The organism is Dactylosporangium sp. NPDC006015 (assembly GCF_040614215.1).
GTDB lineage: Bacteria > Actinomycetota > Actinomycetes > Mycobacteriales > Micromonosporaceae > Dactylosporangium > Dactylosporangium maewongense.
Window position 1 is genome coordinate 465,760 of sequence record NZ_JBEXUD010000003.1, and the last position, 17,192, is coordinate 482,951.

12 protein-coding genes are annotated in these 17,192 nt (G+C 69.5%); 3 read left to right on the top strand and 9 right to left on the bottom strand.

Annotated elements, in window-relative coordinates:
• Positions 1-587: 587 nt before the first annotated feature.
• The gene (gene dnaB, locus ABZ321_RS08400) at positions 588-3,386 is read right to left on the bottom strand and encodes a replicative DNA helicase (RefSeq protein WP_354890192.1); all 2,799 of its coding nucleotides are present in this window, start codon (positions 3,384-3,386) and stop codon (positions 588-590) included.
• Between the two features lie 478 nt (positions 3,387-3,864).
• Here dnaB and ABZ321_RS08405 point away from each other — a divergent pair, with 478 nt between their 5' ends.
• Positions 3,865-5,370, top strand: coding sequence for a von Willebrand factor type A domain-containing protein (locus ABZ321_RS08405; protein WP_354890194.1), 1,506 nt, complete (start codon positions 3,865-3,867; stop codon positions 5,368-5,370).
• A 57-nt stretch (positions 5,371-5,427) separates the two neighbouring features.
• Here the strand turns inward: ABZ321_RS08405 and rplI are convergent, their stop codons facing one another.
• The 5 genes from rplI to ABZ321_RS08430 all read right to left on the bottom strand — a co-directional run bounded on the left by rplI (position 5,428) and on the right by ABZ321_RS08430 (position 8,094).
• The gene (gene rplI / locus ABZ321_RS08410) at positions 5,428-5,877 is read right to left on the bottom strand and encodes a 50S ribosomal protein L9 (protein WP_354890196.1); all 450 of its coding nucleotides are present in this window, start codon (positions 5,875-5,877) and stop codon (positions 5,428-5,430) included.
• 12 nt (positions 5,878-5,889) lie between these two features.
• Positions 5,890-6,129 carry a 30S ribosomal protein S18 gene (rpsR, locus tag ABZ321_RS08415; RefSeq protein ID WP_033359945.1) on the bottom strand — a complete coding sequence of 80 codons (240 nt, stop codon included), beginning with the start codon at positions 6,127-6,129 and terminating at the stop codon, positions 5,890-5,892.
• 20 nt (positions 6,130-6,149) lie between these two features.
• Entirely contained in the window at positions 6,150-6,683 is a 534-nt protein-coding gene (locus ABZ321_RS08420) for a single-stranded DNA-binding protein (RefSeq protein ID WP_344508557.1), read from the bottom strand.
• A gap of 109 nt (positions 6,684-6,792) precedes the next feature.
• Complete coding sequence (gene rpsF, locus ABZ321_RS08425; protein WP_033359943.1) at positions 6,793-7,083, bottom strand: 30S ribosomal protein S6; 291 nt, start codon at positions 7,081-7,083, stop codon at positions 6,793-6,795.
• 222 nt (positions 7,084-7,305) lie between these two features.
• On the bottom strand, positions 7,306-8,094 hold the full coding sequence (locus tag ABZ321_RS08430) for a hypothetical protein (protein WP_344508554.1): 789 nt from the start codon (positions 8,092-8,094) through the stop codon (positions 7,306-7,308).
• A gap of 225 nt (positions 8,095-8,319) precedes the next feature.
• Between ABZ321_RS08430 and ABZ321_RS08435 the strand changes: the two genes are divergently transcribed.
• Positions 8,320-9,093 carry a deoxyribonuclease IV gene (locus ABZ321_RS08435; protein ID WP_344508553.1) on the top strand — a complete coding sequence of 258 codons (774 nt, stop codon included), beginning with the start codon at positions 8,320-8,322 and terminating at the stop codon, positions 9,091-9,093.
• Positions 9,090-11,546 carry a hypothetical protein gene (locus ABZ321_RS08440; protein WP_344508551.1) on the top strand — a complete coding sequence of 819 codons (2,457 nt, stop codon included), beginning with the start codon at positions 9,090-9,092 and terminating at the stop codon, positions 11,544-11,546. Before ABZ321_RS08435 ends, ABZ321_RS08440 begins: the two co-directional genes overlap by 4 nt.
• A gap of 216 nt (positions 11,547-11,762) precedes the next feature.
• On the opposite strand, the gene ABZ321_RS08445 is transcribed toward ABZ321_RS08440, so the two are convergent.
• From ABZ321_RS08445 to ABZ321_RS08455, 3 genes are all read right to left on the bottom strand, one after another.
• Positions 11,763-13,217, bottom strand: a complete 1,455-nt coding sequence (locus ABZ321_RS08445) for a glycosyltransferase 87 family protein (protein ID WP_344508549.1) — start codon at positions 13,215-13,217, stop codon at positions 11,763-11,765.
• Between the two features lie 4 nt (positions 13,218-13,221).
• On the bottom strand, positions 13,222-14,415 hold the full coding sequence (locus tag ABZ321_RS08450) for a glycosyltransferase 87 family protein (RefSeq protein ID WP_354890198.1): 1,194 nt from the start codon (positions 14,413-14,415) through the stop codon (positions 13,222-13,224).
• 83 nt (positions 14,416-14,498) lie between these two features.
• On the bottom strand, positions 14,499-17,192 hold a 2,694-nt coding region (locus tag ABZ321_RS08455), incomplete at its 5' end, for a transglycosylase domain-containing protein (RefSeq protein ID WP_354890200.1).

The window sequence follows — 17,192 nt, forward strand, 5'->3', positions numbered from 1 at the left end:
AGACGCCGACACCTTCAACACGGCCCCGACGGAACCGGCCACGACGATCTTTCGGACACCAGCTCGCCAGACGCCCCTCCCACCGACACCCTCAACACGGCACCGACAGGACCGGCCACGACGATCCTTCGAACGCCAGCTCAGCGCGCCTTCCGCCAGCCACCCGCACACGCACGCCAGACAACGCCGACCGCGAGGCCGACCGCCGGCCTCGACCGCCGCCCTCGACCGTCGCCCTCGACCGCCGCCGGACACTCCGGACAACACGCCCGCCGACGCACTCCAGACAGCTCCGGCCGCGGCGATCCGTCAAACGCCAGCTCAACGCGCCGGACGTCCCTCCGCCGACCCCGCACACGCACCGCTGCACCAGGCCGACCGCGAGGTCGACCGCAGCCCTCAACCGCGGTCGGGCGCTCCCGCTGCCACCGTCAACGCGCGCATCGCCAGCCAGATGAGGCCGGCCACGGCGACTCCCCAGATGGCAGCCGAGGAGGTGCCTTCCGCACTCACGCCGCGAGCTGGCGTGACACGTCTCCCCGTCACGCGACATCGGGACGAGGAGACGTCGCCGCGGGCCTCCTCGGTCAGATCGCCATGTCGACGAAGCGGGACAGGTGCAGTTGTGCCGCCACCGTGATCGTGTCGGTCGGGCCGTTTCGGTGCTTCGCCACGATGAAGTCGGCCTCGCCCGCCCGCGGCGACTCCTTGTCGTAGTAGTCGTCGCGGTGCAGAAGGATGACGACGTCGGCGTCCTGCTCGATCGAGCCTGACTCACGCAGGTCGGACAGCTGCGGACGCTTGTCGGTGCGCTGCTCGGGTCCACGGTTCAGCTGGCTGACCGCGACCACCGGGCACTCGACCTCCTTGGCCAGCAGCTTCAGGCCACGCGACAGGTCCGCGACCTCCTGCTGCCGGCTCTCGGTCCGCTTCGGGCTCGTCATCAGCTGCAGATAGTCGACGATGATCAGCTTCAGGTCGTGCCGCTGCTTGAGCCGGCGCGCCTTGGCCCGGATCTCCATCAGGTTCATGTTCGGCGTGTCGTCGACGAACAGCGGCGCCTCACTGATCTCGCCCATCCGCCGCGCCAGCTTGGTCCAGTCGTCGTCGGACAGCTGCCCGGACCGCAGCACGTGCAGCGGCACCCGCGCCTCGGCCGAGAGCAGTCGCATGACGATCTCGACCTTGGACATTTCCAGGCTGAAGATCGCGCTGGCCAAGTTGTGCTTCACCGACGCCGCCCGGCTGAAGTCCATCGCGGCGGTGGAGTTGTGGGTCGGGATCATCGCGCGCCCGGCCAGATACATGTGGTCGTCGTTGTCGACCTGCACACAGCGGACCGGGACGCTCGCCACCGGCCGGACGTCGACGATGTACCTGGAACCAGTCCTCGATGTGCTGGTGGTCCGCCGTCGTGCCTGATGCGTCGCGCGCTTCCGACCCAACCGGAACAGGTCGTCGGCCGCGGTGAAGTTCAGGGTGTAGGCGATCGAACTTGCCGGCGCCCGGCCCCGAACCGATCTCGTCGTCACGGTGCACCGGTAGCCGAGGCTGACCACCAGCTCCTGGACATCGCCGGCGAGCCGGGCCGAGGTCGACGTGAACTGTGCATTGCCCGTGGCCGTCACGGTGCCGTCGGTGTCCAGCAAACCAGCGAGGAGCGCGCGTCGCTGCTGCTCCGACCCGCGCAGATACTCGGACGGAACGTGCTTGTTGTTGAGGACACCGAGCAGCCGGAGGCTGTGGACCAACGCGGGACCGTGATCGCCCGCCCGGCCGATGCCATACAGCATCGGATGTGCCGAGCTCGGCCTGATCTCGAACCCATCGGCTGCGATGTTGCCGACGATCTCCGGATCATCGGTGGTGATTCGACCGGCGGCGGAATGGCCGTCGCCGAGCCACGCGCCGAGCGTGTAGGGCGGCACCAGCAGGTCCCTGTCAGGAAGCCGCAACGGCATGCAGTTCTCAACGGCGTGGTTGAGGCGACCGTCCATCAAACACCGGAGGGTGTCGGCGATGTCCTGCGTGGTCACGACCCCGTCGTGCCTGACCTTCGTCTCGGCGTTCATGGTCCTGTTGACCCGCCGGTGCAGCGTCGTCAGGAGCGTGTGCTTGGAATATGCCTGAATGGAACGACGCCACGGCTTGCCGGCACGCTGATATTCGCGCACGACGTCGGCCGACGTGCCGACCTCGCTGCCCACGACATGCAGCACATGCCGGAACCGAGGTCCGACCAGGTCAACCGCCTCGCCGAAGGTCAGCAACGAATCGGGGCCGGCCATCGCACTGGCGAAGACCGCGCCCACCTCGGCCCGAGCGGCTTCCGGCCATTGCGGCGTCTGCGCAGCTTCAGCATGCTTCCGACGCGCCGCTCTCGTGGTGGTCTTCCAGAGGTGCTCCGCATCGGCGACGATCACGCTGCCGTCGGAGAACTCCACCTCGAAGCACGGACGGCCGTGCAGGACCTCGAAGGCGTTGACGATCGTGGTCGGCCGGCCGTCGGCACCCAGCAGCTGGTCGCCGGCCTTGACATCCCCCATCGTCGTCCAGCCGTCGGGCGTCGGCAGTGGAGTGTCGAGCGCCAGCGCCTTCCCGAGGCCGGGGCGGCCGGCGACGATGATGAGCTGGCCGGGGTGCAGGCCGTTGAGCAGGCGGTCGAGGTCTTGGAAGCCGGTGGGGACGCCGGTCATGACGCCGCCCTGGGCGCCGACGGCTTCGATCTCGTCGAGGGTGGGCTGGAGCACCTCGGCGAGGACGGCGAAGTCCTCGCTGACGCGCTTCTCGGTGACGTCGTAGATGGCCTGCTGGGCCAGGTCGACGACGTCGTCGACGTCGCGGCCGCCGGGGCCGGCGGAGCCGTAGCCGAGCTGGACGATTCGGGTGCCGGCCTCGATGACGCGGCGCAGGACGGCGCGCTCGGCGACGATGCGGGCGTAGTAGGAGGCGTTGGCGGCGGTGGGCACGGCCGCCATGAGGGTGTGGAGGTATGCGGCGCCGCCGACCTTGGCGATCTCGCCCGCGTCGGTCAGGGCCGCGGCGACGGTGACGGCGTCGGCGGGCTCGCCGCGGCCATACAGGTCGAGGATCGCGTCGAAGACGACGGTGTGGTTGGGCCGGTAGAAGTCGTGGGACTTGAGGATCTCGACGACGTCGGCGATGGCGTCCTTGGACAGCAGCATGCCGCCGAGAACGCTCTGCTCGGCGGCGACGTCCTGCGGCGGGGTGCGCTCGAAGGTCTCGGCGCCGCCGGAGGGCCGCTCAGATTCCTGGTCCTTTGGTGGCCGCCGACGCGACTCGGCCGGGGTCGCGTCGTCCCATGGATCGCTTCGCCTGTCTTCGGTGATCGACACTCGCCCCTCCAACGTCATACCCCCACGCATCAGTAGACCTCGCGGGTATGACAAAACCTCGCGGCGCGCCTCGGAAGACGTGGAGCGCCCCGCGCAACGGTATGGAGCGACTGGCGTTCGTCAAAACTAGCCGGTGGACAACCCTGCGGACAACCTGTGGACCGTCGTCCACAAACGGGGGATCAGTTGTGCACAGGCCTGTGGAAAACTTCGCTGTCGGGATCCTCAAACGGGCTCTGAGCTGGGCGTACACAATCCACAGCCTGTGTGTGAAAAATAGTCGCCCCGATCGAGTGACGTGGCCGCCGGCTGGACGGATGATGGCGGCTGCTGTACCGGAGGGTGACGAGGGACGCAGTGCCAAGCGGATCGGTTCCCTTCGACGGGTCACAGCATCCTTGCGAGCTGATCACCGATGCTCACGCTTGGGTCTCTGTCCGGTTACGCTCGGAGCCGCTCGGAGGTGGGTCGTCGTCTGACTGGCCAAACACCTTTCAGGGAGGCTTCCATGGTCAGTCAGTTCCGCGCCGCCGCCGTGGCCGTGATCGCCGCGTTGTGCCTGACGGCGTGCGGTGCAGATGGGAAGGACGACAGCACCAGCTACGAGAAGGCCCCGGCGGGGACGATGAACCCGCAGGGCGGCCAGCCCGGTCCGGCGATCACCGGCGGCGCGGGCGACGAGGCGCCCGGCGAGCAGGCGGCGTCGAACCAGCCGGTGTCGACGTTCGCGGTCGACGTGGACACCGCGTCCTACGGCTACGCGAAGCGCCAGCTGCTGGCAGGGCAGCGTCCGGCGGCGGGCACGATCCGGCCCGAGGAGTTCGTGAATTCGTTCCAGCAGGGGTACCGGCAGCCGTCCGGCGACGGGTTCGCGGTTGCCACGGACGGCACCCGGCTGCCGAAGACTCACAGCAACTCCGGTGACACAGCCCGGTTGCTGCGGGTGGGGCTGCAGACGAGAGCCGAGCCGGAGGGGCAACGCCTCGACGCGTCGTTGACGTTCGTCGTGGACGTGTCCGGTTCGATGGCGGAGCCGGGCAAGCTCGACCTGGTCAAGAGCGGGCTGCACACGTTGGTGGACCAGTTGCGCACCACGGACTCGGTGGCGCTGGTCGCCTACTCCGACGACGCGGAGGTGCTGCGGCAGATGACGCCGGTCCGGGACCGCTCGGCGCTGCACGGGGCGATCGACCGGTTGCGGGTGGCGGGCAGCACGAACCTGCAGGCGGGGCTGCGGCTCGGCTACGAGACGGCGCGCAAGAGCTTCCGGGAGGGTGCGACCAACCGGGTCATCCTGCTCTCCGACGGTCTTCCGAACGTCGGCACGACGAGCGCCGCGCCCCTGGTCCGCGAGGTGCAGGAGGCGGCGGCGAAGCAGATCACTATGATGGGCGTCGGCGTCGGCAGCGACTACGGCGACAAGTTCATGGAGGAGCTCGCCGACAAGGGCGACGGCTATGTCGTCTACGTCAGCAGCACCGCCGAGGCGAACAAGGTCTTCGTGGAGCAGCTCCCGGCCACGTTGTCGGTGCGGGCGCTGGACGCGAAGGCGCAGGTCGAGTTCGATCCGGCGGCGGTCGTGTCGTACCGGTTGATCGGCTACGAGAACCGCACCCTCTCGGCGTCGGCGTTCCGCAACGACCGGGTCGACGGTGGCGAGGTCGGCCCCGGTCATTCGGTGACGGCGCTGTACGCGCTGCATCTTCGCGAGGGCGCGGAGGGGCATCTGGCGGATGTACGGGTGCGCTGGCAGGACCCGCGGACGCGGGAGCCCAGCGAGCAGAACGTGTCGGTGACGGTGGCGTCCCTGGACCGTGTGTTCACGGAGGCGGGGCCGCGGCTGCAGGTCTGCTACACGGCGGCCTACTTCGCCGAGGTGCTGCGGTCCAGCCAGTACGCCGGGGAGGTCCGGCTCGCGGACCTGCTGCGGCTCGCCGAGGGCCTGTCCGAGGGGGACAAGCAGGTCGCGGAGCTCGCCGAGGTGATCCGGGCGGCGACGAAGCTCTACCGGTAGGGGGACAGCGAAGGGGCCGGTCCTGCCGGACGGGCCCCTTCGTGTTGCCGCGTGGTGTTACTTGGCGGCCGTGACCTTCAGCGTGAAGCTGGCGGCGACCTCGGGGTGCAACTTGATCTGCACCTTGTAGTCACCGACCGACTTCACGTGGCCGGGCAGCTCGAGGCGACGCTTGTCGAGGGCCGGACCGCCGGCCTTCTGGACGGCGTCGACGACCTCGGCCGGGGTGACCGAGCCGTAGAGGCGGCCGCCTTCGCCGGCGCGGACGGCCAGCTTGACGGTCAGGTTCTCCAGCTGGGCCTTGACCTCGTTGGCGTGGCCCAGGTCGCGGATCTCGCGAGCCCCACGGGCGCGCTTGATGGTCGCGATCTGCTTCTCGCCACCCTTGGTCCACGGGATCGCGTAGCCCTGCGGGAGCAGGTAGTTACGCCCGTAGCCGTCCTTGACCTCAACCACGTCGCCGGGGGTCCCGAGACCGGAGACCTCCTGCTTCAGGATGATCTTCATGTCAGCCTCCCCTTATCGCGCAGTCGCGGTGTAGGGGAGCAGCGCCATCTCGCGCGCGTTCTTGACGGCACGCGCGATCTGCCGCTGCTGCTGAGCGGTCACGCCGGTCACCCGCCGAGCGCGGATCTTGCCGCGGTCGGAGATGAACTTCCGCAGCAGCGCGGTGTCCTTGTAGTCGATGTAGGCGATGCCCTCCTTGTCGAGAGGGTTCACCTTCTTCTTCGGTTTGCGCAGGGCCGCAGCCTTCGCCATTGCTCTTGCTCCTGATGCCATTAGAACGGGGGCTCGTCGTCGAAGGATGAATTCGACCTGCCGCCACCACTGGAGGCGTTGGCCGGTGCCGCGCTGGCCCACGGGTCATCGCTGAACCCGCCGCCACCGCCGCCACTGTTGCCGCCGCCACCACCAGAGGCGCCGAAGCCGCCACTGCCACCGGAGCGCTGCATCTTCTGCACCTTGGCAGTCGCATTGCGCAGCGAGGGGCCGATCTCGTCGACCTCCAGCTCGATGACGGTGCGCTTCTCGCCCTCGCGAGTCTCGTAACTCCGCTGCTTGAGGCGGCCGGAAACGATCACGCGGGTTCCACGCTGCAGCGACTCGGCGACATTCTCAGCCGCCTGGCGCCACACCGTGCAGGACAGGAACAGCGATTCGCCGTCCTTCCACTCGTTGGTGTTCTTGTCCAGGAACCGGGGGGTGGATGCCACCCGGAACTTGGCCACAGCCGCACCAGACGGAGTGAAGCGCAACTCGGGGTCGTCGGTCAGGTTGCCGATGACCGTGATCGTGGTGTCTCCTGCTGCCATATCGAGTCAACTCCTCGCGCACTGGGGTATGGCCCACCTTGTCACAGGGGTATGACAATTCCCGGTGACGTGTGGCGGGCGAAGCAGGTCGATCTCGCCCGGGATCCGCTTAGCGGACCTCGGGCCGGATGACCTTGGTGCGCAGCACGGACTCGTTGAGCCGCAGCTGACGGTCCAGCTCTGCCACCGACTCCGGCGATGCCTGGAGGTCGATGACGGCGTAGATGCCCTCGGTCTTCTTGTTGATCTCGTACGAGAGGCGCCGGCGGCCCCACACGTCGAGCTTCTCCACCGAGCCACCCGACGTCCGGATCACGTTCAGATACGTGTCGAGCGACGGTGCGACGGTGCGCTCCTCGAGACTTCCATCGAGGATCACCATGATTTCGTAATGACGCAAGACGTTCTCACCTCCTACGGGCTAAGCGGCCGCGGTCCATCCGCGGCAGGAGGTCGTGCGTCGTCGGCCGTCCGATGGACGGCAGACCGAGCAAGAGTACACGGTGCGTGTACACAGAAAGACCGCGGGGCGCGTCATCCGCTTCTCTGGGTGGGACCTGGGGAGGAACGACCACACCGGTGCGTTGGATGACGGCGCCCCGCGGAGCTACCTAATTGTACCTTACGCGTAGCTAGCGCGTGATGACCGCTGCGCAATAATAGCCCGAATTGCGGCGATTCCAACACCGACCACGCAGACCGTCGCGACAAGTGCCAGCAGACCCGTCGGGGCGTTGGTGGCCGGGCCGGTCGCGGCGACGGGCTGCTCCACGTATACCCGCTCGTCCGTCGACGCACTCGGGTTCGCGCCGGCGGCCGGCGCGGGCGACGCGGTCGCGTCCGGGCCGAGCAGCGACGGGTCGACCGGCTCGGTGCCCTCACCGGTGGAGCTCGAGGCGTTCGTCGACGGCTTCCGGGTCGAGCGCGTGCCCGTGATGGCCTTGTTCGCCGCGTCGGCGGCGGCACCAGCCGGGCCTTCGGAGGAGGACGGCCGGCCGGCCTGACCGCCCTGGCCCGCGCCGGGGTTGGCGGCGGGCGCGGCGGGCGGCGCGGTGACCCCGACGGAGACCTCCTTGAACTGCTCGACCACGCCGACGCCGCAGGAGAAGGTCATGGCGACGTTGACCGGGCCCTTCTTGAAGACGACCGGCACCGCCTGGTTGGGCTGCACCGTCGAGACCGGCTTGCCGTCGACCTTGAGGGTCGCGCCCTGGCCGAGCCGGTTGACGAAGTTGATCCGCGACTCGGCGGGCACCGAGACGCTGCCGGCGCTGGGCTCCGACTTGCACACCAGCAGGCTCAACACGCTCCCGCCGCTGAACTCGACGGTCGGGGTGGAGGGTGCGGCGTGCACGGGGCTGGCGCCCACGGTCAGGGCCGCGGCGAACAGCGCGGCGGCGGCTGCCGCCACGCGGAGTGCCGGTCGGTGTCCAGACAAGGTAGCCATCCAGGGTTGAGGATTGATCAGATGCGGTTCCATCGAGGTCGCGCGATCACGGGCGACCTAGTTGCGTAACGACGCGGCCGACAGGACGGTGACGGAACCCTGCTATTCCGGACCCTTCGGTCGGGTTGCCACCGAGGCCGGGCCCCGGGGTCGCGCAAACTGTCGGTCCCACGTCGTAGGCTCTGCGGCATGCGAATCGGTGCTCACGTCGACCCCGCGGAGCCACTGGCGGAGGCCGCGGCGCGCGGCGCTGACCTGGTCCAGTTCTTCCTGACCGACCCGCAGGCCTGGATCGATCCCAAAGACCGCCCCGATGCCGAGGCACTCGTCGCCTCCGACGTCGACGTCTACATCCACGCGCCCTATCGGATCAACGTCGCGTCGTCCAACAACAGAATCCGCATCCCCAGCCGCAAGCTGCTCTTCCGCCACGCGTCGGCGGCGGCGAAGGTCGGGGCCAAGGGTCTGATCGTGCACGGCGGGCACGTCGAGAAGGCGGAAGGGCGCGACGCCGGGTTCGACAACTGGCGGAAGACGTTCGCGTTCGCGGCCGAGGAGGGCGGCTTCGCCACCCCGATCCTGATCGAGAACACCGCCGGCGGCGACAACGCCTGCGCCCGGCGCTTCGACGCGCTGGCCCGGCTGTGGGACGCGATCGGCGAGTATGAGGTCGGGTTCTGCCTGGACACCTGCCACGCCCACGCGGGCGGCGAGGACCTGCTCGACATCGTCGACCGGGTCAAGGCGATCACCGGCCGGATCGACCTCATCCACGCCAACAACTCCCGCGACGGCTTCGACTCCGGCCGCGACCGGCACGACAACCTCACGGCCGGCGAGATCGACCCCGAGCTGATCGTCTCGGTGATCCGGTCCGCCGGCGCGCCGGCGCTGGTCGAGACGCCCGGTGGCACCGAGGGGCAGACCGCCGACATCACCTACCTGCGGGAGCGGCTGGCGTGAGCAACGTGTCCGAGACCGAGAAGGACCCGGAAGCGGGACCCTCAGCCGCCGAGCCCGGTGACCCGGCGGCCTTGACCTCGGGGGAGCCCGCGCCGGGCAACGGCAAGCCAGCAGCGGCGGACACGCCGCCCGCGGCCGCCGGCGCCGCGACCGGCACCGCAGCGTCGGCAGCCGACGCGCCGGCGGAAGACGCCACAGCCGCAGCAGGCGATGCGGAGGCGGAAGACGCCACAGCCGCAGCAGGCGATGCGGGGACGGGAGGCGCGAAGGCCGCAGCGGGCGGCGCCAAGCGGGCGGCGCGGGGCGCCAGGGCGGCCACCGGCGAAGCGAAGACCGGCGGTGCGACCCAGGCGTCCGGCGACACGAAGCAATCGGCGGCCAGCGCGGAAGGCGGCGCCGCACAGGGCGACACGACCACCGCTGAAGCGCGCAACACCGAGGATGGCGCCGCGAAGGCCGAGGCCGACACAGCCGCTGGAGAAGCGGGCAGCGCAAAGGACGGCGCGGCGAAGGACGGGAGCGCCACGGCCACTGGCACCAAGGACGGTGCGGCGAAGGCCGGGGCCGATACGACCGCTGGAGAAGCGGGCAAGGCGGACGGCGCGGCCGCTCAGGGCGGTGAGCGGGTCAGTCTCGTCAAGGCGGACCCGTTCGGATCGTTCGCGCCCGTCCCCGACGAGGAGCCCGGCAAGGCCCGCAGGGTGGCGGCGCGCATCGGCAACGCGGTCGGGGAGTTCCTCGGGCACGAGTGGACGATGGCTGCCGTGGGCTCGGTGCTGCTCGCCGCCGTCATGACCTGGCCGACGCTGCGGGAGCCGGGCACGACGATCCCGCAGGACACCGCCGACCCGACGCTGCAGGCCTGGCAGATGTCCTGGGCCGGGCACATCCTCACCACCAACCCGGCGCAGCTGTGGAACGCCAACGCGTTCTTCCCCTCGAACTACAGCTACGCGTTCTCGGACACGCTGCTCGGCTACGCGCCCGCCGGCATGCTCGGCAGCGGGCCGGTGGCGGCGCTCGTCCGGTACAACATCATGTACGTCCTGATCTTCGCCCTGGCGTTCTTCGGGGCGTACGTGCTAGCCCGGCAGCTGGGTGCGCGGCCGACCGGTGCGGTGGTGGCCGGTGCCGCGTTCGCGTACGCGCCGTACCGGCTGGGGCAGGCGGGCCACCTGCACGTGCTGTCGATCGGCGGGATCGCGCTGGCGCTGGCCATGCTCGCCCGCGGCCACGGGTTCTCGCTGCGCGACGGCTACCAGCCGGACAAGCGGCGATGGGGCTGGGTCCTCGCGGGCTGGCTAGTCGCCTCATGGCAGATCAGCCTGGGCTTCGGCATCGGCATCCCGTTCGTGTACGCACTGCTGCTGGCGGTGCTCGCCACGGCGGTCTCCTGGGGCTACCGGCACGTGCGCAAGTGGGGCGTGACGCGCCCGTTCGGCTGGAAGCTGTTCTTCGCCAACCTCGGCGGCGGGGCGATCTTCGCGGCGGTCGGCGGGTTGATGGCGTACCCGTACCTGCAGGTGCTGAAGGATTACCCGTATGCGCGGCGCAGCGAGGAGCTCGTCGGGCTGTTCTCGCCGCCGCTGAAGGGGTTCTTCATCGCGCCGCCGGAGTCGTGGCTGTGGGGCGAGGCGTATGCCGACGCCCGCGGCACGCTGACCTGGGCGCCGGAGATGGCGCTGCTGCCGGGCTTCTTCCTGTACGGCCTGGCGTTCGCCGGACTGTTCGTCTCCACCTGGCGGCTCAAGCACCGCGTCTGGATGCTGGTCGGCGTCCTCGGCACGGTGGCGCTCGCGATGGGGACGCACGGCCCCGGCAAGGGCGAGTTCGGCTACCTGGCGCTGTACCGGGCGCTGCCGGGCTTCGACGGCATCCGCACGTCGGGGCGCCTGGTGGTGTGGACGACGCTGTTCCTGGGGCTGCTCGCGGCGGGAGCGGTGAGCGCGTTCGCGGAGCGGGCGGTGGAGCTGTTCGCCGACCGGACCCAGTCGGAGCCGGGTGACCGGGCCGGGTTCCTGCCGCGGCTGGCGACCCTGATCCCCGTCATGCTGGTGCTGTTCGAGGGCGCTCACAACACGCCGCACCCGGTGGTGCCCACCACACCGATCGCGATGAGCACGGTGCAGGGGCCGCTGATGGTGCTGCCCAGCCACGAGCTCTTCGACATGAACGTCATGCTGTGGAGCACCGACGGATTCCCGAAGATCGTCAACGGCGGCAGCGGCTTCACGCCGATGGACCAGCAGGAGCTGCGGCAGACGATGCAGCAGTTCCCCGACGAGCAGACGGTGGCGCTGCTGCGTGAGCGGCACATCCGCACGGTCGTCGTGGTGCGCAGCCAGGCCCTCGGCAGCGCGTACGAGCGCGCCATCGACGCACCGATCGACGGGCTCGGCCTGACCCGCACGGAGCAGGGCGACGTCGTGCTCTACAAGGTCGAGGACAGCTGACGCCCGGCGGCACAGGCCAAGGAACGGCGGCCGCGGCGACGGGGCAGGCCGGAGCCGGGCACGAGCCGCTCACGCACTAAGGCGCCCGGCACCCGAAAGCGCCGAAGCGCCGAAGCGCCGAAGCGCCGAAGAACGAGACACGAAAGGGCCGGCGGGAGAAGATCCCGCCGGCCCTTGCCGTTGTGCAGAAGTGCGAGGTGCAGCAGTGCGAAGTGGCTACGCCTCCGCCTTGACCAGGGGTGGGGGTTCGATCAGGGGGCGTTCGGCGGGTTCGGGGTTGAAGACGCCGCCGTCGGGGTCCTCGCCTTCGTAGGTGTCGCGGACGACGTCCATCTCCGGGTGCCTGATGTCGCGGATGACGTAGCCGACCAGGACCGCGAGGGTCACCAGGCGCAGGATCGAGGCGAGGACGAACACGCCCTCCGGGAAGACCTGACGACCCGAGGCGCCCATGAGCTCGCCGTAGAACGAGACGAAGTACAAGACCTCGGCAGCTTGCCAGGCGAGGAAGGCACCCCAGCGAGGCCGGGCGAGCACCGCGAGGGGGATGAGCCACAGGACGTACTGCTGCGACCACACCTTGCCGGTGAGCAGGAACGCGGCCACGATCAGGAACGCGAGCTGCGCGAGGCGGGGCGTGGTCGGGGCGGTGAGGCCCAGGACGAGGATGCCCACGCAGCAGATCAGGAAGAGGCCGAGGTAGAGCACGTTGAGGGTGGCGTGCTCAGGGTCGGAGTCGAGGTTCTGGAAGTAGGGGAACCCGTACTGGCCGGAGCCGCGCGGGAAGTGCGCGCCGATGTACCAGAGGGTGCCCCAGTCGATGCCCCGCTGGGAGTTGAAGTCCCAGAACTTGATCCAGGAATCCCAGTAGAGGGCCGCGATGGGCACGTTGACGGCGAGCCAGGTGCCGGCGCCGACGCCGAAGGTGGCGAGGGCCTCCTTCCACTTGCCGGTGCGCAGGCAGAGGACGAGGAGGGCGCCGAGGATCAGGACCGGATAGAACTTCGCGGCCGTCGCCAGGCCGAGGAAGAGACCGGCGAGCAGTGGTCTTCGGCGGGCCCAGCACGCCATGGAGATGGCGGCGAGGCCGACGCAGAAGAGGTCCCAGTTCACGGTCGCGGAGACGAACAGCGCGGGTGCCGCGGCGAACATCGCGGCGTCCCAGGGCCTTCGGCGCCGGACGGCGAGTGTGGCGGCGACCGCGGCGATACCGAAGGCGCTGAGCACGACCGCGTTGAGGTCGTAGAAGGTCTGGCCGGGGTTGTCGAGCGCCCCCTGCTGGCCGAGGGAGTGCACGGGCAGGCCGAGCACGCCCATGAATGCGCCGGTCAGGACCGGGTACTCGACCTGGTGGTCGGCGTAGGGGACCTGGCCCTCGTTGAGGCCCTCGGCGTAGTAGAGGGCCAGTACGTCGGTGTAGCAGAAGTACTTGTACTGCTTCATGTCCGCCCAGGCGCCGTCGCGGCAGGGGGATTTCTGCATCCAGGAGAAGCTGAGCATGGCGCAGATCAGCAGCAGGACCACCCGCGCGGGGGTCCAGAACCGGTTCGGTGTCCGCACGGCGTGACTACCCAGGGGCCCACCGATCGACTCGGAGAGGCCACCGACGAAGCGGTCGGAGGTGGCGGGCTCGTCATTCAGGCGGTGCTCGGGTCGCACAGTCGGCGGCATCGCATCACCGTACCGTCGCAACCTCCGGGGCGGGTGCACCACCCGCTGTGGTTTCCTCGCCGACCCGCCGGATCGGCATCGCGAACAGCAGGGCGACGGCGAGCAGGACGTACCAGTTCTCGATGAAGAATCCGAGGACGCCCTCGCCCCACGGGTCGACGGGCAGGCCCTGGTCGTACAGCGACACCATGCCCACACCGACGGTGACAGCGATCAATACGGCGAGCCATCGCCGGCCGGCGTCGAACAGAACGACGATGGCGGGCGCGAACCAGTAGATGTGGTGGATCCAGGTGATCGGGCTGGCCAGGCAGCCGACGAGGCCGGCGATAGTGAGCCCGACGAGCTCGTCGCCGGCGAGCGCGGCGCGGCGGGCCCGCCACAGGCCGACGCCGACGACCGCCAGCACCAGCAGCACCCACAGCCAGCCGGGCGCGTCATACCGGGCGAGCAGCCCGCGCAGCGACTGGTTGGGGATGTATGCCGCCTTGCCGATCCCCTCGCCCTTCCACAGCGTGTCGGTCCAGAAGTCCCACGAGGCGCGGGGCGCGACCGCGGCGGCCAGCAACGTGGCGGCGGCGGCGCTGACGATCGCCGTGATTCCCGCCCGGTACCGGCGGCTGACCAGCAGATACACGATGAAGATCGCCGGGGTGAGCTTGATGGCGGCGGCGAGCCCGATGAGCACACCCGCCCACCGGCTCCGCCGCGGCAGCAACACCAGCAGGTCGGCGAGGATGAGCACGATCAGCAGCACGTTGATCTGGCCGAAGCTGAACGTTTCACGGATCGGCTCGAGCGTGGTGAACACGACGGTCGACAGCACCAGCGCGAAGGGCAGCGACCAGCCGTGCCGGCGGGCCGCCGGGGCGACGAGCCAGTACGTGGTGATCAGCAGGCCGGCACAGGCGAGGATCGCGTACACGGTGACGGCGGCGTTCTTCGCCAGCAGCGCGAAGGGGACCAGCGCCATCGCGCCGAACGGCGGATAGGTGAAGCCGAGCTCGCCCTGCGTCATGTCGGGTTTGGTGAACGTGTAGAGGTCGTGCCCGTCGAGCCACCAGTCGACGGCCTGCCGGTAGATCTTGAGGTCGTAGAAGTGGTGCCGGATGCCATACCACCAGTGCGCGTAGGCCACCAGCGCCACGAGCAGCGCGAGCAGCCCCCACCGGACGGCCTTCAGCCTGCCCGCTTCCAACGGACACCCCCCAAACGACAGCGGCCACGGTCCCGGCGAACATACCGCCGCTACCGTGGCCGCACATCTTCGGCCTACCTTGATCAGCGTCTTCGTGTCGGCGTGGGGAAGATGCCGCCACCGATGCCGCCCGGGCCCGGGCTCTGCGTGTCACCGGGGTTGCCGCCGTTGCCGTTCCCATTGCCGTTGCCATTCCCGTTGCCGGGACCGCCCGGGAGGCTCGGTTCGGCCGGGAGGCTCGGCTGCGGCGAGATGCCGGTGCCGACGTCCTGGTTGCCGACGTGCTTCGGGCCCGGGAAGTTGATCTTCGGCTGCTTCATGATGGCCTCGGCCTTGTCCATGAAGTCCTGCCAGATCGGGCCGGGCAGGCTACCGCCGATGACGCCCCTGCCGCTGCTGTCGACGATCTTCTGCTCCTCGGCCTTGTTGCCGACCCACACCGCGGTCGCCAGGCCCGGCGACTTCTTGCCCGGGTCGTAGGCGGTGTAGCCGACGAACCACGCGTGCGCGTTGGAGGTGGTCTGGCCGAGCTGCCAGGTGCCGGTCTTGCCGGCGATCTGGCGGCCGTCCTTGAGCTTCAGGTTGTAGTGCTTCGGCACGCCCTGCAGGACGGTGTTGAGATCGTCGGCCATCTGGTCGGTGAAGCCCGGGATGCGCTTCGGGTTGATCACCTCGCCGTAGGTCTTCTTGCCGTCCTCCCACACCTCCTTCAGGAAGTGGGTCTTCGCCGCGACGCCGCGGGCGGCGAACGTGGCGATGCCGCCGGCGTGCTCCAGCACCGTCACCGGGTACTGACCGAAGGCGACCTCGGTGTTGAAGTACTTCGGGAACACGTCGGAGCCCTTGTTGGCCACGAGGTCGATCTTCTTGGACTTGTTGTCGACGTTGGCCCACATATCGGTGATGCCGGCCGCGCGGGCGGTGTCGATCACCTTCGCCGGGCCGACCTTCTCGGCGAGCGCGAAGAACGGCACGTTGAGCGACATGACGGTGACCTCTTCCAAGGTGCACCACTTGCCGTCGCCCGACTTGCACTTCGGCGACGAGACCGCGCCCTCACCGGCGTTCTTGACCGGGTTCTTCGCGGTCCGGCCGCTGGCCGGGAACTGCTGCGGCGAGTCGCCGTTCCAGTAGGAGTCGATCGTGTAGCCGGCCATCAGACCGGTGGCGAGGGTGTAGACCTTGAACGTCGAGCCCGGCGGGTGTCCGCCGCAGCAGCTGTCGTCGCCGTTGCTGAGCACCGGGTCGTTGTAGTAGCCGGCGAAGTCGCCGCCGTTGCCGCTGTCGCCGCCGTAGTAGGCCTTGACCGCGCCGGTGCCCGGCTCGACGGCCACGAGCGCGGCCTGCAGGTTGCCCGGGTACTTGTTGATCCGCGACTCGGGGTTGCGGCTCGCCTCCTGGACCGCGGCCTGCTGCAGCTTCTGGTCGACGGTCGTGACGATCTTCAGGCCACCGTTGCGGATCTTGTCGAAGTTCTTGCTGCCGTCGGGGTCGACATTCTCATACAGCGGGGCGTTGGTCTTCGGGTCCTTGAGCGCCGCGACCTCGTCGAGCACGTGGTGCACGATCAGGCCCTCGGGCTTGTCCATGCTGCCCTGCGTCTTGACCGCGTTGGCCCGTGCGACGGCCGGCGCGATGACCGTCGTCGGGTAGGCCATCTTCGTGTCCGCCTCTTCGGGCTTCACGAACTTGAGCGAGAGCATCTGCCCCTTGATGTAGTTGAACCGATCCGTCGCCTGCTGCTTGTCGATGTTCGGATCGAAGGGGCTGCCCTTGGCGTTGTTGCCCTCGGGGTTCTTGATGATGCCGGCCAGGACCATGCCCTCGGCCATGCTCAGTTCCTTCGCGGGCTTGTTGAAGTACGCGATGGATGCCGCCTGGATGCCGTACGCCCCTCGCCCGAAGTAGACGATGTTGAGGTACATCTCCAGGATCTTGTCCTTCTCGAACTCCTGGTTGAGCTTCAGCGCGATGACGGCCTCGCGCAGCTTCCGCGCGTAGGTGACGCCCTCGAGATCGGCCCAGTGGCGCGCGTACTGCTGGCTGATCGTCGAGGCGCCCTGCCGGTCGCCGCCGGTCACGTTGTTCCACGCCGCGCGGACGACGCCTTTGTAGTCGACGCCGTCGTTGGTGTAGAAGCTGTTGTCCTCGGCCGCGACGACGGCGTGCTGCACGTCGGGCGGGATCTCGGTGATCGGGATGACCGTGCGGTTCTTGTCGCCGATACGGCCCATCGGGGTGACGCCGTCGGCGTAGTAGATCGTGGTCGACTGCTCCATGGCCAGGTCCTCGGGCAGCCCGACCTGGTCGAAGTAGTAGGTGCCGCCGACCATGCCGATGCCGGCGATCATGATGAACGAGGCGATCGCGGCGATGACGATGTTGCGGCGGCGCCGGCGCTTGGCCTTGGCGCTGCTGCTCCGGCCCCGGCCAGGGCCGCTGCCGCCGGCACCACCGGGACCGTCGGGGCCACCCGGGCCGCCTGGACCGCCCGGCCCGCCGGGACCGTCGCCGAAGCCCTCGGCACCCATCGACACCGACGCGCGGCCGACGGTGGCCCGGCCGACCGTCGCACGGCCGGCGGAGGAGCCGGGCACCGACGCGGACCCGGACACGGAGGCGGAGCCAGACACCGAGGCGGCACCGGAGACGGACGCCGACCCGACCGACGCCGACCCGGACGCGCCGGACACCGGCACGGACGCGCGCCCGGTGCGCGGCTCGTCGCCGCCCGGGCGCCCTACGCTGGCGCGGCCGACCGTCGCACGGCCTGCGGC

Bases quoted from the DNA above. Each gene is read 5' to 3' on its own strand.
- dnaB (WP_354890192.1), bottom strand. From the start codon at position 3,386: ATGCGTGGGGGTATGACGTTGGAGGGGCGAGTGTCGATCACCGAAGAC.
- ABZ321_RS08405 (WP_354890194.1), top strand. From the start codon at position 3,865: ATGGTCAGTCAGTTCCGCGCCGCCGCCGTGGCCGTGATCGCCGCGTTG.
- rplI (WP_354890196.1), bottom strand. From the start codon at position 5,877: ATGAAGATCATCCTGAAGCAGGAGGTCTCCGGTCTCGGGACCCCCGGC.
- rpsR (WP_033359945.1), bottom strand. From the start codon at position 6,129: ATGGCGAAGGCTGCGGCCCTGCGCAAACCGAAGAAGAAGGTGAACCCT.
- ABZ321_RS08420 (WP_344508557.1), bottom strand. From the start codon at position 6,683: ATGGCAGCAGGAGACACCACGATCACGGTCATCGGCAACCTGACCGAC.
- ABZ321_RS08435 (WP_344508553.1), top strand. From the start codon at position 8,320: ATGCGAATCGGTGCTCACGTCGACCCCGCGGAGCCACTGGCGGAGGCC.
- ABZ321_RS08445 (WP_344508549.1), bottom strand. From the start codon at position 13,217: ATGCCGCCGACTGTGCGACCCGAGCACCGCCTGAATGACGAGCCCGCC.